The 17,482-nt window shown below is 62.0% G+C and carries 14 protein-coding genes and 2 tRNA genes; 5 read left to right on the forward strand and 11 right to left on the reverse strand.

Features of this window, described 5'->3' with window-relative positions; all coding sequences use genetic code 11:
* Window positions 1-116 precede the first annotated feature (116 nt).
* On the reverse strand, window positions 117-1,040 hold the full coding sequence (locus UF78_RS18255) for a LysR family transcriptional regulator (protein ID WP_045163649.1): 924 nt from the start codon (window positions 1,038-1,040) through the stop codon (window positions 117-119).
* A gap of 62 nt (window positions 1,041-1,102) precedes the next feature.
* Here UF78_RS18255 and UF78_RS18260 point away from each other — a divergent pair, with 62 nt between their 5' ends.
* Window positions 1,103-1,720 (forward strand): LysE family translocator, encoded by a 618-nt coding sequence (locus UF78_RS18260; protein ID WP_045163650.1) that lies wholly within the window; start codon window positions 1,103-1,105, stop codon window positions 1,718-1,720.
* Between the two features lie 101 nt (window positions 1,721-1,821).
* On the opposite strand, the gene UF78_RS18265 is transcribed toward UF78_RS18260, so the two are convergent.
* The 3 genes from UF78_RS18265 to UF78_RS18275 all read right to left on the reverse strand — a co-directional run bounded on the left by UF78_RS18265 (window position 1,822) and on the right by UF78_RS18275 (window position 2,993).
* Window positions 1,822-2,589, reverse strand: coding sequence for an FKBP-type peptidyl-prolyl cis-trans isomerase (locus UF78_RS18265; protein ID WP_080890657.1), 768 nt, complete (start codon window positions 2,587-2,589; stop codon window positions 1,822-1,824).
* A gap of 238 nt (window positions 2,590-2,827) precedes the next feature.
* Window positions 2,828-2,904 (reverse strand) — tRNA-Asp (locus UF78_RS18270).
* A gap of 13 nt (window positions 2,905-2,917) precedes the next feature.
* Window positions 2,918-2,993, reverse strand: a tRNA-Val gene (locus UF78_RS18275).
* Window positions 2,994-3,208: 215 nt separating this feature from the next.
* Here UF78_RS18275 and rdgC point away from each other — a divergent pair.
* The 3 genes from rdgC (at window position 3,209) to sugE (ending at window position 5,582) form a co-directional block, all read left to right on the forward strand.
* The gene (gene rdgC / locus UF78_RS18280; RefSeq protein WP_045163651.1) at window positions 3,209-4,129 is read left to right on the forward strand and encodes a recombination-associated protein RdgC; all 921 of its coding nucleotides are present in this window, start codon (window positions 3,209-3,211) and stop codon (window positions 4,127-4,129) included.
* 60 nt (window positions 4,130-4,189) lie between these two features.
* Window positions 4,190-5,134, forward strand: coding sequence for a bile acid:sodium symporter family protein (locus UF78_RS18285; protein ID WP_045163652.1), 945 nt, complete (start codon window positions 4,190-4,192; stop codon window positions 5,132-5,134).
* A gap of 133 nt (window positions 5,135-5,267) precedes the next feature.
* Window positions 5,268-5,582: a quaternary ammonium compound efflux SMR transporter SugE gene (sugE, locus tag UF78_RS18290; RefSeq protein ID WP_045163653.1), complete on the forward strand. Its 315-nt coding sequence runs from the start codon at window positions 5,268-5,270 to the stop codon at window positions 5,580-5,582.
* A gap of 43 nt (window positions 5,583-5,625) precedes the next feature.
* Here the strand turns inward: sugE and malK are convergent, their stop codons facing one another.
* Window positions 5,626-6,741, reverse strand: a complete 1,116-nt coding sequence (gene malK, locus UF78_RS18295) for a maltose/maltodextrin ABC transporter ATP-binding protein MalK (RefSeq protein ID WP_045163654.1) — start codon at window positions 6,739-6,741, stop codon at window positions 5,626-5,628.
* Window positions 6,742-6,845: 104 nt separating this feature from the next.
* On the reverse strand, window positions 6,846-8,465 hold the full coding sequence (locus UF78_RS18300) for an alpha-glucosidase (protein WP_045163655.1): 1,620 nt from the start codon (window positions 8,463-8,465) through the stop codon (window positions 6,846-6,848).
* A 362-nt stretch (window positions 8,466-8,827) separates the two neighbouring features.
* Here UF78_RS18300 and UF78_RS18305 point away from each other — a divergent pair, with 362 nt between their 5' ends.
* Entirely contained in the window at window positions 8,828-10,108 is a 1,281-nt protein-coding gene (locus tag UF78_RS18305; RefSeq protein ID WP_045163656.1) for a hypothetical protein, read from the forward strand.
* Between the two features lie 46 nt (window positions 10,109-10,154).
* Here UF78_RS18305 and UF78_RS18310 read toward each other — a convergent pair whose 3' ends face one another.
* The 5 genes from UF78_RS18310 to malE all read right to left on the reverse strand — a co-directional run bounded on the left by UF78_RS18310 (window position 10,155) and on the right by malE (window position 17,285).
* On the reverse strand, window positions 10,155-10,703 hold the full coding sequence (locus UF78_RS18310; protein WP_045163657.1) for a sugar O-acetyltransferase: 549 nt from the start codon (window positions 10,701-10,703) through the stop codon (window positions 10,155-10,157).
* 78 nt (window positions 10,704-10,781) lie between these two features.
* A complete protein-coding gene (gene malT, locus UF78_RS18315; RefSeq protein WP_045163658.1) occupies window positions 10,782-13,526 on the reverse strand; it encodes an HTH-type transcriptional regulator MalT in 2,745 nt (914 codons plus the stop codon).
* 36 nt (window positions 13,527-13,562) lie between these two features.
* A complete protein-coding gene (gene malG / locus UF78_RS18320) occupies window positions 13,563-14,453 on the reverse strand; it encodes a maltose ABC transporter permease MalG (protein WP_045163659.1) in 891 nt (296 codons plus the stop codon).
* 11 nt (window positions 14,454-14,464) lie between these two features.
* A complete protein-coding gene (gene malF / locus UF78_RS18325) occupies window positions 14,465-16,030 on the reverse strand; it encodes a maltose ABC transporter permease MalF (protein WP_045163660.1) in 1,566 nt (521 codons plus the stop codon).
* A gap of 67 nt (window positions 16,031-16,097) precedes the next feature.
* The gene (gene malE, locus UF78_RS18330) at window positions 16,098-17,285 is read right to left on the reverse strand and encodes a maltose/maltodextrin ABC transporter substrate-binding protein MalE (protein ID WP_045163661.1); all 1,188 of its coding nucleotides are present in this window, start codon (window positions 17,283-17,285) and stop codon (window positions 16,098-16,100) included.
* Between the last annotated feature and the right edge of the window lie 197 nt (window positions 17,286-17,482).

A 17,482-nucleotide genomic window follows, 5' to 3' on the forward strand; every position in this document is an offset into this window, starting at 1 on the left:
AATCAGAAAGCCTCGGTTCATACCGGGGCTTTTTTATGGCTGCCAGACTCTCACCAGGGACTGTGTCCCAGGTTATTCGGCAAGCCTCACCCCTTCGGGGCCGCGTCGACAGCGCCTCAGGCTATCTCGCGCAACCAGACCAACAGATCGGCCTGCGGGCTGCCGGGCAGCAAGGGTTGCGGCGACAGCAGGCAGTAGCGCGAGCCGTCTTCGACGAACCCCAGCGGCGCGACCAATACGCCGCTGTCCAGATCGTCACGCACCAAGTGCCAGGGGCCGATAGCCACGCCCAGGCCGGCTACTGCCGCCTGCAGACTGAAGTAAAAATGATCGAAGATTTGCCCCGGCGCCTCGGGGACGCCCCGACCTGCCGCCAAGGCCCAGTCCTGCCAGGCGGACGGCCGTGTGCGGGAGTGGAGGCAAGGCGCACCGGCCGGCAACGCAGCGCCATCATGCTCCAGGCGAAGCCAGATCGCCGCCTTGTCCGGGCGACAGACCGGGCCAACCCGCTCTACGAACAATGGCTCGGCATGGTAACTGCCAGGCCAGAGGAAATCGTCACGACGGATCGCCAGGTCGATCCCGTCCGCGAAGGAGAACGGCCCGCCGCCAGCAACCAGATGCACCTCCATCGCCGGGTGTCTGGCCTGGAAATCGGGCCAGCGAGGAATCAGCCATCGCATTAACAACGTGGGTTCGCACGACACCACCCAGCGCCGCGCCTGGCGACCACTGGCGCGCAGTTCGCCGACAGCCTGCCGCATCAGGTCAAAGCCCCCGCTCACCGCCCGCGCCAGGGTACGCCCAGCCTCGGTCAGAAACACGCGACGGCCACGCCGCTCGAACAGCGCCACGCCCAGTTCATCTTCGAGCAGACGCACAGCGCGACTGACCGCCCCATGGGTCAGATGCAACTCATCGGCCGCGCGACTGAAATTCTCCAGACGAGCCGCGGCTTCGAAGCAACGCAGCGCCAGCAACGACGGCAAGCGCCGATCGACGGCTAGTGAGCCTGACTCACTATGACTGTCAGAAAACATCGTTATTCATCCGGAAAGCGCCTGGTTAGCATCCATTTTTCTGCCTACCGACAGGATACGCGATGACTGAATTGATAGCCGTAGTCACAATCACGGTGTTCGCGGTGATCAGCCCGGGACCGGACTTCGCAATGGTCACACGCAACAGCCTGACGCTGTCGCGCCGCGCCGGCGTGCTGACGGCCCTGGGTATCGGCCTGGGTGTGCTGGTCCACGTCACCTACACCCTTCTGGGTGTCGGCCTGCTGATTAAGCAGTCGCTTTGGCTATTCAATGCCATCAAGCTGGTCGGCGCCGCCTACCTGATCTATCTCGGCGTGACGATGCTGCGCGCGAAGCCGAGTGGCGCACCGGCCGACGGCGCCGCACCACCACCGTCAGACTGGGGTGCATTGCGCACCGGTTTTCTGACCAATGCGCTGAACCCGAAGACCACCGTGTTCATCGTCAGCCTGTTCATTCAGGTGGTGCGTCCCGATACGCCACTGGCGGTGCAGATCGGCTATGGCGCTTTCATCTCGATGGCGCACATGGCTTGGTTCGGATTGGTCGCGCTGTGCTTTTCAGCCGGCGTCGTGCGTGAGCGTCTTCTGGCCGTCCGCCATTGGATAGACCGTTTGTTCGGCGGGCTGCTGGTCGCTTTCGGGGTGCTGCTGGCAGCCGCTCGCGGGACGTACTGACCGCGCACGCCGCCCGCGTCGACGGTGTGTGCGAGACCAAGGCTGTCGGCCAGAAACAAAAACGCCCCGCATGAGCGGGGCGTTTCGATACTACAGAGCGATTACTGCTTGGCAGGCTCTTCGGCAGCTTCTTCAGCAGCCTCAGGCTCGGCTTCAGCAGCCGGAGCCGCTTCGTTTTCTTCGCCCTTGATGCCCAACAGCTCCAGGTCAAAGACCAGAACCGAGTTGGCGGGGATCAGCGGGCTTGGGCTCTGCTCGCCATAGGCCAGCTCACTCGGGATGTACAGCTTGTATTTCTCGCCGACGTGCATCAGCTGCAGGCCTTCGACCCAACCCGGAATCACACCGCCGACCGGCAGATCGATCGGGGTGCCGCGCTTGATCGAGCTATCGAAGACGGTGCCATCGGTCAGGCTGCCTTCATAGTGGACGGTAACGACATCGTCCGGACCCGGTTGCGGGCCGTCAGCCGACTTGACCACCTCATACTGCAGACCAGACTCGGTGGTCTTCACGCCGTCACGCTTGGCGTTGTCTTCGAGGAATTTCTTGCCCTTCGCCGCGGCTTCCTTATTCATCTCGACCAAGCGCTCTTCGGCGCGCGCCTGCAGAGCGGAGAAGGCCTCCATCAGCTGTTCGTCGGTCAGCTTCTGCTCTTTCTTGCCAATGGCATCGTCGATACCCTGCGCAACCGCATTCGAATCGAGATCAGCCATGCCTTCCTGAGCCAGGCTCTTGCCCATGTTCAGTCCGATACCGTAGGACGCTTTTTGAGCCGGAGTATCCAGCTTGACGCTGGTTTCTGAATCACAGCCCGCCAGGACCAGGCCAATCAGGGCTATCGCAGACGCCAAACGTTGATGTCTCATTCTGTTTCCTTAAATACGCTTGAAGGGGTGAAGCAAATCGATTGCCGGAGCTTAACAGTCACCCCCAGCAGTGGCTACCGAGCGGACCGAGGTAATAGGTAAAGACAATGCAAAGTACGGAAGTGCCGCACGAAACGTGCAAACAGGAAGAAACTCAAATTGAAGGCGAAAAAAAAAGCGACCTTAAGGTCGCTTTTTTCGAGCTATCAAGGCGTTCAGTGGTCCTTGATGGCGAATATGGCGCAGCGGACGGGACTCGAACCCGCGACCCCCGGCGTGACAGGCCGGTATTCTAACCGACTGAACTACCGCTGCGCTAAACCTCGAGTGGTGGGTGATGACGGGATCGAACCGCCGACCCTCTGCTTGTAAGGCAGATGCTCTCCCAGCTGAGCTAATCACCCGTTTGCTCTCGAAGTGGGGCGCATTCTAGAGAGGGTTCCTGACCTTGGCAAGCCCCTTTTGAAAAAAAAATTGAAGAACTTACAAAGACTTAGGAACCCCTCTGTTTATTGGCCGTTTTTGCGGTTTCCATCGGCATTGCGGCTCGGCAGGGTTGGCCTGGCTTGCCGGGACGGGAATAATGCGCCCTTTGCTTTTACCGGAGTTTCAAATCGCCATGTGGTTTCGTAATCTGCTCGTCTACCGTCTCACCCAGAACGTGCCTTTCGATGTCGAGACACTTGAAGCCGCATTGGCCGCCAAGCCCGCCCGCCCCTGCGCCAGTCAGGAACTGAGCACCTACGGATTCGTTGCGCCTTTCGGCAAGGGCGAAGATGCCCCGCTGGTGCATGCCAGCCAGGGCTTTCTGCTGATTTCCACGCGCAAGGAAGAGCGCATTCTGCCCGGCAGCGTGGTCAAGGACGCTCTGAAGGAAAAGGTCGACGAGATCGAAAACGAGCAGATGCGTAAGGTCTACAAGAAAGAACGTGACCAGCTCAAGGACGACATCATTCAGGCCTTCCTGCCCCGCGCCTTCATCCGTAAGTCCGGTACCTTCGCCGCCATCGCGCCCGAACAGGGGCTGATCCTGGTCGACTCGTCCAGTCCCAAGCGCGCCGAAGACTTGCTGTCGACGCTGCGTGAAGCCATCGGCTCGCTGCCAGTGCGTCCGCTGACGGTGAAAATCGCTCCATCGGCCACGATGACCGACTGGGTCAAGACGCAGAAAGCGGCAGATGACTTCTTCGTCCTCGACGAGTGCGAGCTGCGCGATACCCATGAAGATGGCGGTGTGGTGCGCTGCAAGCGCCAGGACCTGACCAGCGACGAGATCCAGCAGCATCTGGAAGTCGGCAAGCAGGTCACTCAGCTGTCGCTGGGCTGGCAGGACAAGCTGTCCTTCGTGCTCGACGACAAGCTGGTGATCAAGCGCCTGCGTTTCGAAGAGCTGCTGCAGGACCAGGCCGAGCAGGACGGCGGCGACGACGACCTCGGCCAGCAGGACGCCAGCTTCCTGCTGATGATGCTGACCTTCAAGGAGTTCCTGCCCGCGCTATTCGAAGCCCTGGGTGGTGAGGAGATCCCACAGGGCATCTAAACTGCCCTGGCCGTCAGCCCCGGCTGACGGCACCCACTCCATAACTACAAGGTAAGCCCGATGCGTGCCCTCGCCGCCCTCAGCCGCTTTGTCGGCAACACCTTCGCCCTCTGGGTCCTGCTGTTCGCCATTCTCGCCTTCTTCCAGCCCAGCTGGTTCCTTCCCGCCACCGCCTGGATCGTCCCGCTGCTGGGGCTGATCATGTTCGGCATGGGTCTGACGCTTAAAACGGCTGATTTCGCCGAGGTTGCGCGTCGGCCGCTGTGGGTGGCATTGGGTGTCGGGGCGCAATTTCTGATCATGCCCGCCCTCGCCTGGCTACTCTGCCAACTGCTGGGGTTGCCGGCGGAAATTGCGGTTGGCGTGATCCTGGTGGGCTGTTGCCCGGGCGGTACCGCGTCCAACGTGATCGCCTGGTTCTCGCGGGGTGACGTCGCGCTCTCGGTGGCGATCACCGCCGTCACCACCCTGCTCGCCCCGCTGGTCACGCCCGCATTGATCTGGCTGCTGGCTTCGGCCTGGCTACCGGTCAATTTCGGCGCCCTGTTCATGTCCATCGTACAGATCGTGCTGGTGCCGATCGCCCTCGGCCTGATCGCCCGCCGCCTACTGGGCAATCGGGTGCATCAGGTGGTCGATATCCTGCCGCTGGTTTCGGTGGTGAGCATCGTGATCATCGTGGCCGCCGTGGTCGCGGCCAGCCAGGCAAAGATCGCCGAATCCGGCTTGCTGATCATGGCCGTGGTGATATTGCATAACAGCCTGGGGCTCGGCATCGGCTACCTCGTCGGGCGCCTGTTCGGCCTACCGCTGGCGCAGCGCAAGACACTGTCGATCGAAGTCGGCATGCAGAACTCGGGGCTCGGCGCAGCCCTGGCCAGTGCGCATTTCTCGCCGTTGGCGGCCGTGCCAAGCGCGTTGTTCAGCGTCTGGCACAATCTGTCCGGTGCGCTGCTGGCGACGGTCTATCGGCGGATGAAGGATAAAGGCTCCGACGCGTCCTGATACGCGTCTACCGGTCCGGGCCTCTTGCCCGGACTGTCTCGTTGTGCAAAATAGCGCCTGCTGAGGACGACCTCAGGCGGCATCAACTCACCGGGGACGGCCCCACCCAATTTACCGTCCTATCGAGGTGCGCATGTCCTGGATCATCCTGTTTTTTGCCGGCCTGTTCGAAATCGGCTGGGCCGTCGGACTGAAGTTCACCGATGGCTTCAGTCGCCCGCTTCCCACCCTGCTTACCGTTGCTGCGATGGCTGCCAGCCTTGGCCTGCTAGGGCTGGCCATGAAGGAGTTGCCGCTGGGCACCGCCTACGCCGTCTGGACCGGGGTAGGTGCCGTGGGGACTGTGATCGCCGGAATCATATTGTTCGGCGAATCGATGAGCCTGTTTCGTCTGGGCAGTGTGCTGCTGATCTGCATCGGTTTGCTTGGTCTGAAGCTCAGCCACTGAAGTCGCCGCGGCAGCCGGTCGAGCGCCAGCTGCCGTGGTGCCGTCAGCCAAACAGCGCCGGCTCTCGATAACGCCGAGCACAGGCCTGACCATCTGCGCGGAACAGGTGGCACTTGTCGGCCAACAGGCCTGTCGCGTAGACCTGACCCACCGCAACACGACGATTGCCATCGCTGGCGACCGCGACCATTTCGTCCACGCCTTCGAAGTTCAGATGCAGGAGGTTGTGGTCACCGAGTCGCTCGGCGACCGCAATCTCGCCATTGAAGACGAAGTCAGCCCTATCGGCATCGACGAAATGCTCAGGACGAATGCCTAGGGTCACGGCATCGCCAGGGCTGACCTGGCTGCCATCCACCGGCAATCGCAACGCGCTGCCACCCGGCATCGTCACCTCCACCGAATCGGCGTCCGCTCGCAGCACGCTCACCGGCAGAAAATTCATTTGTGGCGAGCCGATGAAGCCGGCCACGAACTGGTTGCTCGGGTAGTGATACAGCTCCAGCGGCGGCCCGACCTGGGCGATGCGCCCAGCATTGAGCACGACGATCTTGTCGGCCAGAGTCATGGCCTCGACCTGATCATGGGTCACGTAGATCATGGTCGCCTTGAGGCGCTGATGCAGGCGCGAGATTTCGATGCGCATCTGCACGCGGAGAAAGGCATCGAGGTTCGACAATGGCTCGTCGAAGAGAAACACCTTGGGTTCGCGCACCATGGTCCGGCCGATCGCCACGCGCTGGCGCTGCCCACCGGAGAGATCCTTGGGCTTGCGGTCGAGCATTTGGTCGAGCTGCAGGATCTTCGCCACCGAGTCCACTCGGCGACGAATCTCGCCTTTGTCGATCTTCGCCAGTTTCAGGCCGAACGCCATGTTTTCCGCGACACTCATGTGCGGATAAAGCGCGTAGGACTGAAACACCATCCCCACCGAGCGATCCATCGGCGGCAGTTCGTTGACCCGTTCGCCGTCGATCTGCAGCTCGCCGTCAGTGATGTCCTCGAGGCCAGCAATCAGCCGCAGCAGGGTCGACTTGCCGCAGCCGGACGGGCCGACGAACACCACGAACTCACCATCAGCGATATCCAGATTGATACCGCAGGTGATGGGCACCTCGTCGTAGCTCTTGCAGATATTCCGCAGGGTTACGCTGGCCATTATTGTTGTTCTCCTTCAAAACAGTCGCTGCGATGCATCGCAGCGAGCGAAGCGGGCGACAGCCGGACAAAACGAAACCTTAGCCTCGTCTCGATCCGGACAGCTCAGCCGAGCCGGCGGGCAAATCCGAATCCGTGCGCAGGCAAGTGTACGCCGTGGCCGTCGAAGACTGCCGATGCCGAGGGCACGTCGAGCCCTTCGACCGGAGCCGACAGGTCAAAGTGCCGTCCACTGTCACCCATGTTGAACAGACACACCCATACCTCGTCACCCAGGCGGCGTTCGTACACCAGCAACGCGTCGTCGTGGTAAACGGTGCGCATGCTGCCTTCGATCAACAGACGCTGATCCTGGCGCCAGGCGAGGAAGCGGCGATAGATGTTGAGCATCGAGCTCGGCTCCGGCTCCTGAGCGGCCACCGACAGGGGCAGGTGCTTGTCGGCCAGCGGCAACCAGGGTTGCTCCCGGCTGAAACCACCGTGCGGGTCCTGATCATGCCAAGGCATCGGCGTACGGCAGCCGTCGCGGCCTTTGAACTCCGGCCAGAAGCGGATGCCGTAAGGGTCCACCAGTTGCTCGAACTGCAGCTCGGCTTCGTCCAGGCCCAACTCCTCGCCCTGATAAAGGCACACGCTACCGCGCATGCTCAACAGCATCGCCATGAACATCCGCCCGCGCGCATGATCCGGCTGGTTGGCCAGCGCCCAGCGACTCATCACGCGCACCACATCGTGGTTACCGATCGACCAGCAGGGCCAGCCATCGACCAGCTCGCGCTCCACACAATCGATGGTGTGCCGCAGGAAGCCTGGGCTGCACTGCTCGGTGAGCAGGTCGAAAGAATAGGCCATATGCAGCGTGTCGCTGCCGCCGGTGTAGGCGGCCATGGTCCGCAGCGAGTGATCGCAGCCGATCTCGGCCACCGTGGCGCTGCCCGGATAGCGCTCGAGCAGCTGGCGAATACGCCGCAGGAAGTCGAGGTTTTCCGGCTGAGTCTTGTCGTAGATGTGCTTCTGGAACGCGTAGGGGTTGTCGGCGCGCACGCCGATGCTGCCTTCGCGAATGTCGTGGTTTGGCGGATTGTCGCGCAGCTCGCGGTCGTGAAAATAGAAGTTCGCCGCGTCCAGGCGAAAGCCGTCGACGCCCAGTTTCAGCCAGAACTCCATGTCGTCGAGCAACTGCTGCTGCACCGCTTCGCAATGAAAGTTGAGGTCCGGCTGGCTGGAAAGAAAGTTGTGCAGGTAGTACTGCTTGCGGCGACTATCCCAGGTCCAGGCCGGACCACCGAACACCGAGAGCCAGTTGTTGGGCACGGTGCCGTCATCCTTCGGGTCAGCCCAGACGTACCAGTCGGCCTTGGCGTTGTCGCGGCTGGAGCGGCTTTCCATGAACCAGGCGTGCTGATCGGATGAATGATTGAGGACCTGATCGATGAGGATGCGAATGCCACGCGCATGGGCGACCTCGACGACCCGTTTGAAATCCTCCAGCGTGCCGAACAGCGGATCCACACCGCGATAGTCGGACACGTCATAACCGAAGTCCTTCATCGGCGAGGTGAAGAACGGCGATAGCCAGATGGCGTCGACATTGAGGCTGGCGATGTAGTCGATCTTCTCGACTACACCGAGCAGATCGCCAACCCCGTCGCCGTTGCTGTCATAGAAGCTGCGCGGGTAAACCTGATAAATGACGCCGCCGCGCCACCAGTCGTTGCGATTCATACAACCAACCTTCGATGTTTGGGGGAACACGCCGCCACTTTAGGTGCGGCAACCCGTCGCAACATCCTCCCGCCCCTGCATTAGCGAGGCGTATGAAGCGGGCGTAGAGACGGACCGATCAGGGGGCGTAGTGCATCTACCCAAGGCTGGGCCCGACGCCGCAGCGTCGCGATTGGCACACTCATGCGGATCGCCATAAAACCGTCAACCAGCAAGCGAGTCGACACTTATTTGTCACGAGCAACTTCTAGGATCGATGCAGTTCCGGGACTGACCCTGCAGTAGCAGCCGCGCCAGCAACTCCCCGCGCCGCCGCGCCAGCCAGGAGCGACACGCATCCACACATCCATGGAGAGATGACAATGTTCAAGTGCAAGCCCCTCGCAGCCGCCATCATCGCGATCCTCGCCACCCAGGCCTACGCCGACGACAACAGTGCAGAACAGAGCCAGTCCGGTGCCGACAACATTGTTGAAGTCACTCAGACGGGTGGCCAGGACAACCTGTCCTATCAATCACAGATAGGCACCAGCAACGATGCCATGGTCACTCAGAACCAGGCCATCTCATCGGATGCCGTGCAGACCCAGACCGGCGATCTGAACCGCGCGGACGTCGTGCAGAATTCGACCGAGCAGAGCGAAGCGATCCAGTTGCAGCAAGGCGACAACCACGATGCCAGCATCGTCCAGAGCGACTCCTTTGGTGCCAGCGCCCGTCAGTATCAGGACGGTAGCTACAACACCGCGATCACTGAGCAGACCGCGGCCGACCTGAGCACCGCCATCACCGAGCAGGACGGCACCGACAACTTCGCCGAGGCTATTCAAAGCAACACCGAATCGAGCCTTGCCGAGCAGCGTCAGGAGGGCAACGACAACGTCTCACTGGTGTGGCAGGAAGGCGGCGCACGCAACGACGGCCTGGTCAGTCAGAACGGCAATGGCAGCGACGCGACCATTTATCAAAAGGACGCCTCCGATTCCAGCGCCGAGATCGACCAGCAGGGTGATTCGCAGGTCGCATCCGTTACGCAGGAAGGCGCAGATCACAACGCCAGCATCCAATCGATGGGCCTGATGAACGAGGCGTACATCGACCAGAGCGGCAGCCTGCAGACCGCATCGATCTACCAGGACGGTACATCCAACAGCGCCGACATCTTTCAGGCTGGAGAGAGCAACACTGCCAGCACCGAGCAGACTGGCGACAGCAACTTCATCACCGTCGATCAACTGGACGGCAGTTTCCAGACCGCCTCGTTACAGCAGAACGGCGAGTACAACGAAGCCTATGTCACTCAGCAAGGCACGGATCACCAGGTCGACTACGCCCAGGACGGCACCAACAACCTGCTCACCGTGACCCAAACCGGAAATGGCAACGAGCTGACCGGTTCCAGCTACGGCGACAACAACCGTGTGGACGTGATGCAGGGCGGCGACCTCAACGTGGCTGACATTCAGCAAATCTACGGATCGGACAACGACGTCAGCCTGACGCAAGATGGCCAGGCCAACCTGGCGACCGTCATTCAAGGCGGTGTAGGTAACCAGGCAATGCTGATGCAGAGCGGCATGGGCGACTCGGCAATGGTGTCGCAGATGGGCTCGGGCAACGTGGCCACCGTAACTCAGCAGTAAGCGGTACCGGCAGCCGGTCCAGCGCCGGCTGCCATCCCAACATCCTTCAGCGTATACGGGCCGGGTTCCCCAATGCCGTCGTCCCGGCCGCCACATCTCGTGTCACGACACTGCCCGCACCGATCACCGCATCATCGCCGATGGTCACGCCCGGCAGGATGATCGCGCCACCGCCGATCCATACATTCGTACCAATTACCACCGGGCGACCGAATTCCAGACCGCTGCGGCGCTCTTCCGCGCCGCGTGGATGGTCCGCTGCATAGATCTGCACGGCCGGACCGATCTGCGTGCCGCTGCCGATGCGTACCTCGACGACATCCAGAATCACGCAGTTGAAGTTTAAGAACACGTCGTCGCCGAGATGGATGTTGTAGCCGTAATCGCAATGAAACGGCGGCCGCACCACGGCGCCTTCGCCCACGCTCCCCAACAACTCCCTCAGCAAGGCTCGACGTACCGCCGGCGTCTCGGCGAGCGCTGCGTTGTAGCGCACCATCCAGGCCTTGGCCAATGCGTGATCGGCCTGCAGCTCGGGATCGCCCGGTCGGTAAAGTTCGCCGGCGAGCATCTTCTGTTTTTCGGTCATCGACATGTCGGGCTCCACTGGGATGAAAAAACGCCTCCGTCCTTGGGCTGGTCGGAGGCGTAATCGCTCATGCAATCGCGCCCGCTATTCGCCCTGGATCTTGCTCAAAAGGCTGCGCGCCAATTGCACGGCCTCGTTGCGATGAGTGATGTTGAGCTTCTGGTACAGGCTGCGAATGTGCGTCTTGATGGTGGTCGGCGCGACGTTCAGATGTTCGGCGATCTGCTCGTTGGATTGCCCGGCGTGGATCAGGCTGAGCACCTGCCACTCGCGCCGGGTCAGCGGGGAATGGCGGATCAGCTCCGGTACGTCCGGACGGTTGATGATGTCCTGAATAACCGCCTCGTCCAGGGTGATGCGGATGGCCCGGCTGAAATCGCGCTGCTGCTGCGCCAGCTGAATGAGCCGATCGGCGCGCTGCGCTTCCAGCTCGTCGAGCCGGCGCTCGTGTTGCAGGGCCTTGAGCATGGCGATCAGCAACTTGCCGGTGCGCAGGAAGCTGCCAATGGCGCCCGTACTGCTGGCCAGGGTCAACGCCAGCTGTAGATGATCCAGCGCCTGTTGGCGTTCTTCGCGCAGCCAGTGCAGCTGTGCGAGCAGGATGTGGTTACGGTTCAGATCCATGACCAAACCGTGCTGCTCGGCATCGACCTGCAACTGCCGAAGAATCGGCAGCGCTTTTTCCGTCTGTTTCAGCGACAGGTAGGCACGCGCGTGGTTGCGAGCGTTGTACTGGGCGAAGTGATTGAGGCCGCGCTCGAGAGCCGGCGCGGTGAGCAGCCATTGCTGGATTGCGGTCTTGTCCTGGGTCGAATCCCAGTAGCTGAGCATTACCGCATGGGCATTGGCGAGCCAGTCGACGTGGTAGTTATCGTCAGCCAGCATGCTCTGCATCTTGCCGATGTAATCGGCGCAGGCGCTCTGCTGGCCCCGTGCGTGGGCGATGCCAGCGAGTAGCGCATAGCATTGCAGCAGCCAACGATCGCCGACATCCTCCAGAATCTGAATGCCCTGCAGCGCGCACTGCTCGGCGGCATCCAGATGATGCCACTCGAGCAACACTTGGCCGCGCACCCGATAGATGAACTCCATGATGGGCGTGGCCTGGAGATCGGCCTGCTCGACGTACTGAATAGCCCGCTCCTGCAGCGAATAGGCCTTCTGCAGGTAGCCTTGGGCAATGGCGATTTCCGACAGCTGCCCTAGGTTCCAGACCACCAAGTGCGAGGCGCGAATTTCGCGCGCGCGACGCTCGGCCTCCTCGTACTGCTTCTGCGCCTGAGGCAGCAGGCCTTGGACGAAATGCGCCTCGGCCAGGCCGGACAGCGCCGCCACCTTGGAGGTACGCATGATCAGCGGCTCACGCACCAGGGCTTCGCGGGCCAGGACGATCGCCTGTTGCTCGTCGCCGCGATTCATCGCCACCTGAGCGCGCACGGCGTTGAATTCGCCGACGATGCGCGCCCAGTCTTCGTCAGAACAGCTGTGTTGCAGGGCCAGCTCGCCGGCCTTGAACCAGCGCTCGACCTGATCGAACTGATAGGAGTTCTGCGACACCCAGGCCTGCAACAGGGTCAGCAGCGGCGAGCCGGCGATAACCGCTTCCGGCAGGGTTTCCAGACATTGCTGCAGTAAGCCGAGGCGGCCCTGACGGTAAAACTGCCGGCCATGACGCTCCAGCACCTCGCCGACCCGCGTCGGACAGCCGGCCAGCACCGCGTGGCGCGCCGCCTCTTCCGGCAGGCTTTCGGCCACCAGCGCTTCGGAGGCGCGCAGATGCAGTTCGGAGAGCCGCTGCGGCTGACGGGTGCGCAGCTCGCCCTGCATGAAGGTGGCGAACAGCGGATGGTAGGCATACCACTGGCGCAGGCTGTCCAAGGGCTGCAAAAAGAGCCCGCCGCGCTCCAACTGCTCCAGCATGTCACGGGCATTGCTGCCCTGGGTCAGGTGATCGGCCAGGGGGGCATTGAACCGTTCGAGCAGGCAGGTCGCCTGGAGAAAATCCAGCGTGGTTGCGCCCAGATTGGCGATCACCTGCTCGCGCATGTAATCCCGAACATAGGGATGGCCGAGCTGCAGGTTCTCCAGAAACAGGTCCATGCCGCGTCCGGTCTGCACTTCCTGCAATACCAGCTGCAATGCGCAGGGCCAGCCGCCGATACGCCGATTGAGGCGCTCGACCTGCTCGCGGTTGATCGACACCGGCAGTCCCAGATCCAGCAGCGCCTGCACCTCGTCAGTCTCGAAGGCCAGATGCTGGGTATCGACAGTGAGCAACTGATGTTTGACCCGCAAATCGGCGACGCCCAGCTCCGGCAGGCCTCGGCTGCACACCAGCAGCGTCATCCAGCTCGGCATGTTGCGCAGAAAAAATCGCAGTGCGGCGATCACTTCCGCGTTGTACAGGGTCTCGAAGTCATCCAGCACCAACAGCACCGGCTCATGTTCACCGGGCAACTCGGCCAGCAGGTGCGTGAGCAGGGTATCGAAGGCCTCCCGGCCCTGCCCGGCCAGCAACAGACTGCGCGGACAGCCGTGTTCCAACCGCGCATCGAGCACATGCAACAAGTAGCGGCCGAGCTGCAGCGGATCGTTGTCGCTTGGGTGCAGCTGCAGCCAGGAGACCTGACCGTCGAAGGCCCGTGCCCACTGACAGGCCAGGGTCGTCTTGCCGAAACCACTGGGCGCATGCAGCACTGCCAGCCGCACCTCGCCAAGGCGCTGCAACCATTCGTCCAGACGCGGCCGCGCCAGTAGACCGCGCGGCAACGGCGGCATGCTCATCTTCGCGGGTATCAGTGGCAGCGGTGCAGGCATTGCAGCATTCATGTCTGGCTCTCCATGGCGCACCCGTTCGGGCCGTCCTTAACCTTTAACGCCCCCGGCGGTCAGCCCGCCGACGATCCACTTCTGGCAATAGAGGAACACCGCAGTGATCGGCAGTCCGGACAGCACCGCCGCCGCGGCGAAATCGCCCCAGAGGTAGTTCTGGTCATACAGGTACTGCTGCGCCCCGACCGACAGCGTGAGCTTGTCGACGTCCATCAGCAGCACCGAGGCAATCGGATACTCGGTGATGCTGGTGATGAAGGCGAGGATGAACACCACCGCCAGGATCGGCACGCTCATCGGCAGCAGAATATGCACGAAGGCCTGCCAGGTGGTGGCGCCATCGACGATTGCCGCCTCTTCCAGCGAGCCGTCGATGCTCTCGAAATAACCCTTGATGGTCCAGATATGCAGCGCCATGCCGCCCAGCGAGGCGATGATCACCGCACCGTGGGTGTTCACCCCGAGCCAGCCGACGTGCTTGCCGAGCTGGTCGAACAGCGCATAGATGGCGACCAGCGTCAGCACCGGCGGGAACATCTGGAAGATCAGCATGCCCTTGAGGATCGGCCCCTTGCCGCTGAAGCGCAGGCGCGCAAAGGCATAGGCGCTGGTGGTCGAGAGCATGAGGATCAGCAGCGAGCTGATCAGCGCGATCTTCATCGAGTTCCACAGCCAGGTCAGCACCGGGAATGGCGGGTTGCTGACCTGGCCGTTGTCATGGACGTAAGGGATGCCCAGCGCCAGCGACCAATGTTCCAGCGTCGGGTTATCCGGCAGCAGGCTGCCCGTGGCGAAGTTCCCCTCCCGGAAGGAAATCGACACCACCATCAGCAGCGGGAACACGATCAGCGCGACAAAGCCGAGCAGCGCCGCATGGGTCATCCAGATGCGGTATTTGACGGATTTCGGTTGAACCATGGCCATACAAATATTCCTCAGACCTTCACTTTCGAGAGCTTCAGGTTCAGCCAGGCCATGGCGCCGACGACGATGAAGATCAGCGTGGCGATGGCGGCGGCCAGGGCAAAATTCTGCCCCGAATCCTGGAAGGCGATGCGGTAGGTGTAGCTGACCAGCAGATCCGTGGTGCCCGCTGGCGTGGTGGTGCCGAGGATGTCCGGACCGCCGCGGGTCAGCAGGGTGATCAGCACGAAGTTGTTGAAGTTGAAGGCGAAGCTTGCGATCAGCAGCGGCGCCAGCGGCTTGATCAGCAGCGGCAGGGTGATCTTCAGCAGGTTATCCAGCGGCGTGGCGCCATCCATCGCCGAGGCTTCATAGAGGTCACGCGGAATCGCCTGCAGCAGCCCCATGCAGAGCAACAGCATGTAGGGATAACCGAGCCAGGTGTTGACCAGCAGAATCATGCTGCGCGCCAGCGTCGGGTCGCTGAACCAGTCCGGGCGCACCCCGAACAGGCTGTCGAGCATCAGATTGATCTCACCGAAACTCTGGTTGAACAAGCCCTTGAACACCAGGATCGAGATAAACGCCGGCACCGCGTACGGCAGGATCAGCATCAGTCGGTAAAACGCCTTGCCGCGCACCATTTCCCACTGCAGCAGGCTGGCCAGCACCAGGCCGACTGCGAGCGTGAAGACCACCGTCAGCGCGGCGAAGCACACCGTCCAGACGAAGATCTGCAGGAAGGGCCCGCGGATCTTCGGATCGGTCAGCACCTTGGCAAAATTGCTCCAGCCGGCGTAGACCGTGTAACCCGGCGCCACCGCCTGCCCTTCGGCGTCGACGTAGAAGCCGATTTCATCGTTGGCGGTGAGGCGTTCACCGGTCTGGTTATTGATCAGCGAGCCGTCATCCCGCAACCGATACAGCGGCTCCACCGCAGCTACTTCACGCAGCCCGTAGAGACGCAGCAGCTGGCCTTCAGAGCCGCGCATGACCCACTGTTCCAACTGCTTGCGCTGGCGAATCACGTCACGCAGCGGCAGGGCCTCGCCCAGGTCGTCGACTTCAGCTTCGCGGGTCATGCCCAGCGGCTCGCCCTCGACCGGCTCACCCGCCAGCGGGGCGGAAACCCAAACGCCCTGCTCGCCACGATCGACGCGCAAGCGCATCTCGCCTTCATCGTTCTGGTGCAGGCTGAAGCCGAAACGCTCACCCGCCAGGTAGGTCTGGCTGAGGTGATAGCGCTGCGCCTGCTCGAAGCTCAACAGGTTGGTGCCGCTGTAGTTGGTGAAGCCGATCCCCACCGTGTACAGCAGCGGGAAGATGACAAACACCAGCATCCCGGCCACCGCCGGAAAGATGTAGCGATGGGCATAGGCACGGCGATTGATGAAGACGAAACTGGCGATCCCGGCGAGCACCAGCCCGAGCAGGGCGAACACGGTTTGCCCCTGAGCGTACAAGGCGACGATCAGGTACAGGGCGAAGGCGTTACACAGCAACCACAGGCCCCAGCGCATCGCGGCTGGCAGCTTGGGAAGCGACAGTTTCGGCACGGCGCGGCCGGGCATCTCGGCGGGAACATTCACAGCGGACATCGGAATCTGAGCCTCAGGGCGCGCAGCCGAAGACGCAGGCGTCTCCAGCGGCGGCTGCGGGTTGTCGTTACTTGACGATGCGTTTGGCGGCGTCATCCAGGGCGGCATCCACGGTTTGGCGACCGGAGGTAATGTTGGTCAGGGCAGGCTCCATGGCCGACCAGAACACACCCATCTGCGGAATGTTCGGCATCGGACGGCCTTGCTGCGCACTCTCGAAGGTCGCCTTGATCATAGGATCGTCGGACAGCTCGGCCATGAATTCCTTGTTCACCACCGCCCCCAGCGGCACGTCGGCATTCACGGTCTTCAGCCCTTCGACCTTGAGCAGGTAGTTTTCCAGGAACTCAATTGCCAGCGCCTGGTTCGGACTGGCGGCGTTGAGGGTCGCCGCCATCACGCCAGAGAACGGCTTGCTCGGACCGTCGCCCACCGCCGGGATCGGCGCCACACCGAAGTCGATGCCGCTCTTCTTGATGTTCGACCAGGCCCAGGGCCCGCTGATGAACATCGCCGATTCGCCCTTGTTGAATGCAGCTTCGGCGGCACTGTAGTCGGCGCCCTTGGGCATGACGCCCTCATCGATCAGCCGCTTGAGTACGGTTGCGCCCTGCTTGGCACCCTCGTTGTTGACGCCTGTTTTGCTGACGTCAAAACCCGCGTCATTCTTGGCAAAGACATAACCACCGTTGGCCGCCAGCAAGGCCCAGGTGAAATAGGTGTTGTTGTAATCCCAAAGAATCGCGCGCTTGCCATCGGCGGCGAGCGTTTTATTGAGGGCAAAGACCTCATCGAAGGTCTTTGGCGGGGTCGAAACGAGGGCTTTGTTGTAGATCAGCGCGGGCGCTTCCACCGCCATGGGGTATCCCCACAGCTTGCCCTGGTAGCTCACCGCGTCCCAGGCAAAATCGGCGATGTCGCTCTTGGTCTTGGCGCTCGGCGTGATGGGAGAAAGCAGCCCGCTCTGTGCCCACTCACCAAGCCGATCGTGCGCCCAGATGAAAATGTCCGGCCCGTTGCCGGTGGCCGCCGCCTGCTGGAACTTGTCGGTCGCCGCATCCGGATGAGCGACTTCGACGGTGATGCCGGTTTCCTCAGTAAATTTGTTGCCAACCTCAGCCAGGCCTTTATAGCCCTTGTCACCGTTTATCCAGACGACCAGCTTGCCTTCTTCGATGGCGGCCTGGACGGACAGCGGCAGGCTCAGGGTTGCGGAGAGACCGATTGCGGCCGCTGCAAACAGCTTTTTATTCATTTGGGTATTCCCTCGTGGCTTCTTATTGTTGATCCACAACGTTCTGCGTGCCGCCTGGCGGTCTCGCAGTGCATTCATAGTCGCCCTGCCGGGGCGCTAAAACATCCTCCTCCGGGGGAGGATGAGGGGCGTAGAAGCGGGGCGTAGTTTCGACCTCTGGCGATGCTTGCCAGCCGCATCAATGGCCCCATCTCAGC

It is taken from the genome of Stutzerimonas stutzeri, assembly GCF_000952685.1.
Lineage (GTDB): Bacteria > Pseudomonadota > Gammaproteobacteria > Pseudomonadales > Pseudomonadaceae > Stutzerimonas > Stutzerimonas stutzeri_E.

Bases quoted from the DNA above. Each gene is read 5' to 3' on its own strand.
- UF78_RS18260 (WP_045163650.1), top strand. From the start codon at position 1,103: ATGACTGAATTGATAGCCGTAGTCACAATCACGGTGTTCGCGGTGATC.
- UF78_RS18310 (WP_045163657.1), bottom strand. From the start codon at position 10,703: ATGTCGATGACCGAAAAACAGAAGATGCTCGCCGGCGAACTTTACCGA.
- malE (WP_045163661.1), bottom strand. From the start codon at position 17,285: ATGAATAAAAAGCTGTTTGCAGCGGCCGCAATCGGTCTCTCCGCAACC.
- rdgC (WP_045163651.1), top strand. From the start codon at position 3,209: ATGTGGTTTCGTAATCTGCTCGTCTACCGTCTCACCCAGAACGTGCCT.
- UF78_RS18255 (WP_045163649.1), bottom strand. From the start codon at position 1,040: ATGTTTTCTGACAGTCATAGTGAGTCAGGCTCACTAGCCGTCGATCGG.
- UF78_RS18300 (WP_045163655.1), bottom strand. From the start codon at position 8,465: ATGAATCGCAACGACTGGTGGCGCGGCGGCGTCATTTATCAGGTTTAC.
- UF78_RS18285 (WP_045163652.1), top strand. From the start codon at position 4,190: ATGCGTGCCCTCGCCGCCCTCAGCCGCTTTGTCGGCAACACCTTCGCC.
- malK (WP_045163654.1), bottom strand. From the start codon at position 6,741: ATGGCCAGCGTAACCCTGCGGAATATCTGCAAGAGCTACGACGAGGTG.
- UF78_RS18265 (WP_080890657.1), bottom strand. From the start codon at position 2,589: ATGAGACATCAACGTTTGGCGTCTGCGATAGCCCTGATTGGCCTGGTC.
- malT (WP_045163658.1), bottom strand. From the start codon at position 13,526: ATGAATGCTGCAATGCCTGCACCGCTGCCACTGATACCCGCGAAGATG.
- UF78_RS18305 (WP_045163656.1), top strand. From the start codon at position 8,828: ATGTTCAAGTGCAAGCCCCTCGCAGCCGCCATCATCGCGATCCTCGCC.
- malG (WP_045163659.1), bottom strand. From the start codon at position 14,453: ATGGCCATGGTTCAACCGAAATCCGTCAAATACCGCATCTGGATGACC.
- sugE (WP_045163653.1), top strand. From the start codon at position 5,268: ATGTCCTGGATCATCCTGTTTTTTGCCGGCCTGTTCGAAATCGGCTGG.
- malF (WP_045163660.1), bottom strand. From the start codon at position 16,030: ATGTCCGCTGTGAATGTTCCCGCCGAGATGCCCGGCCGCGCCGTGCCG.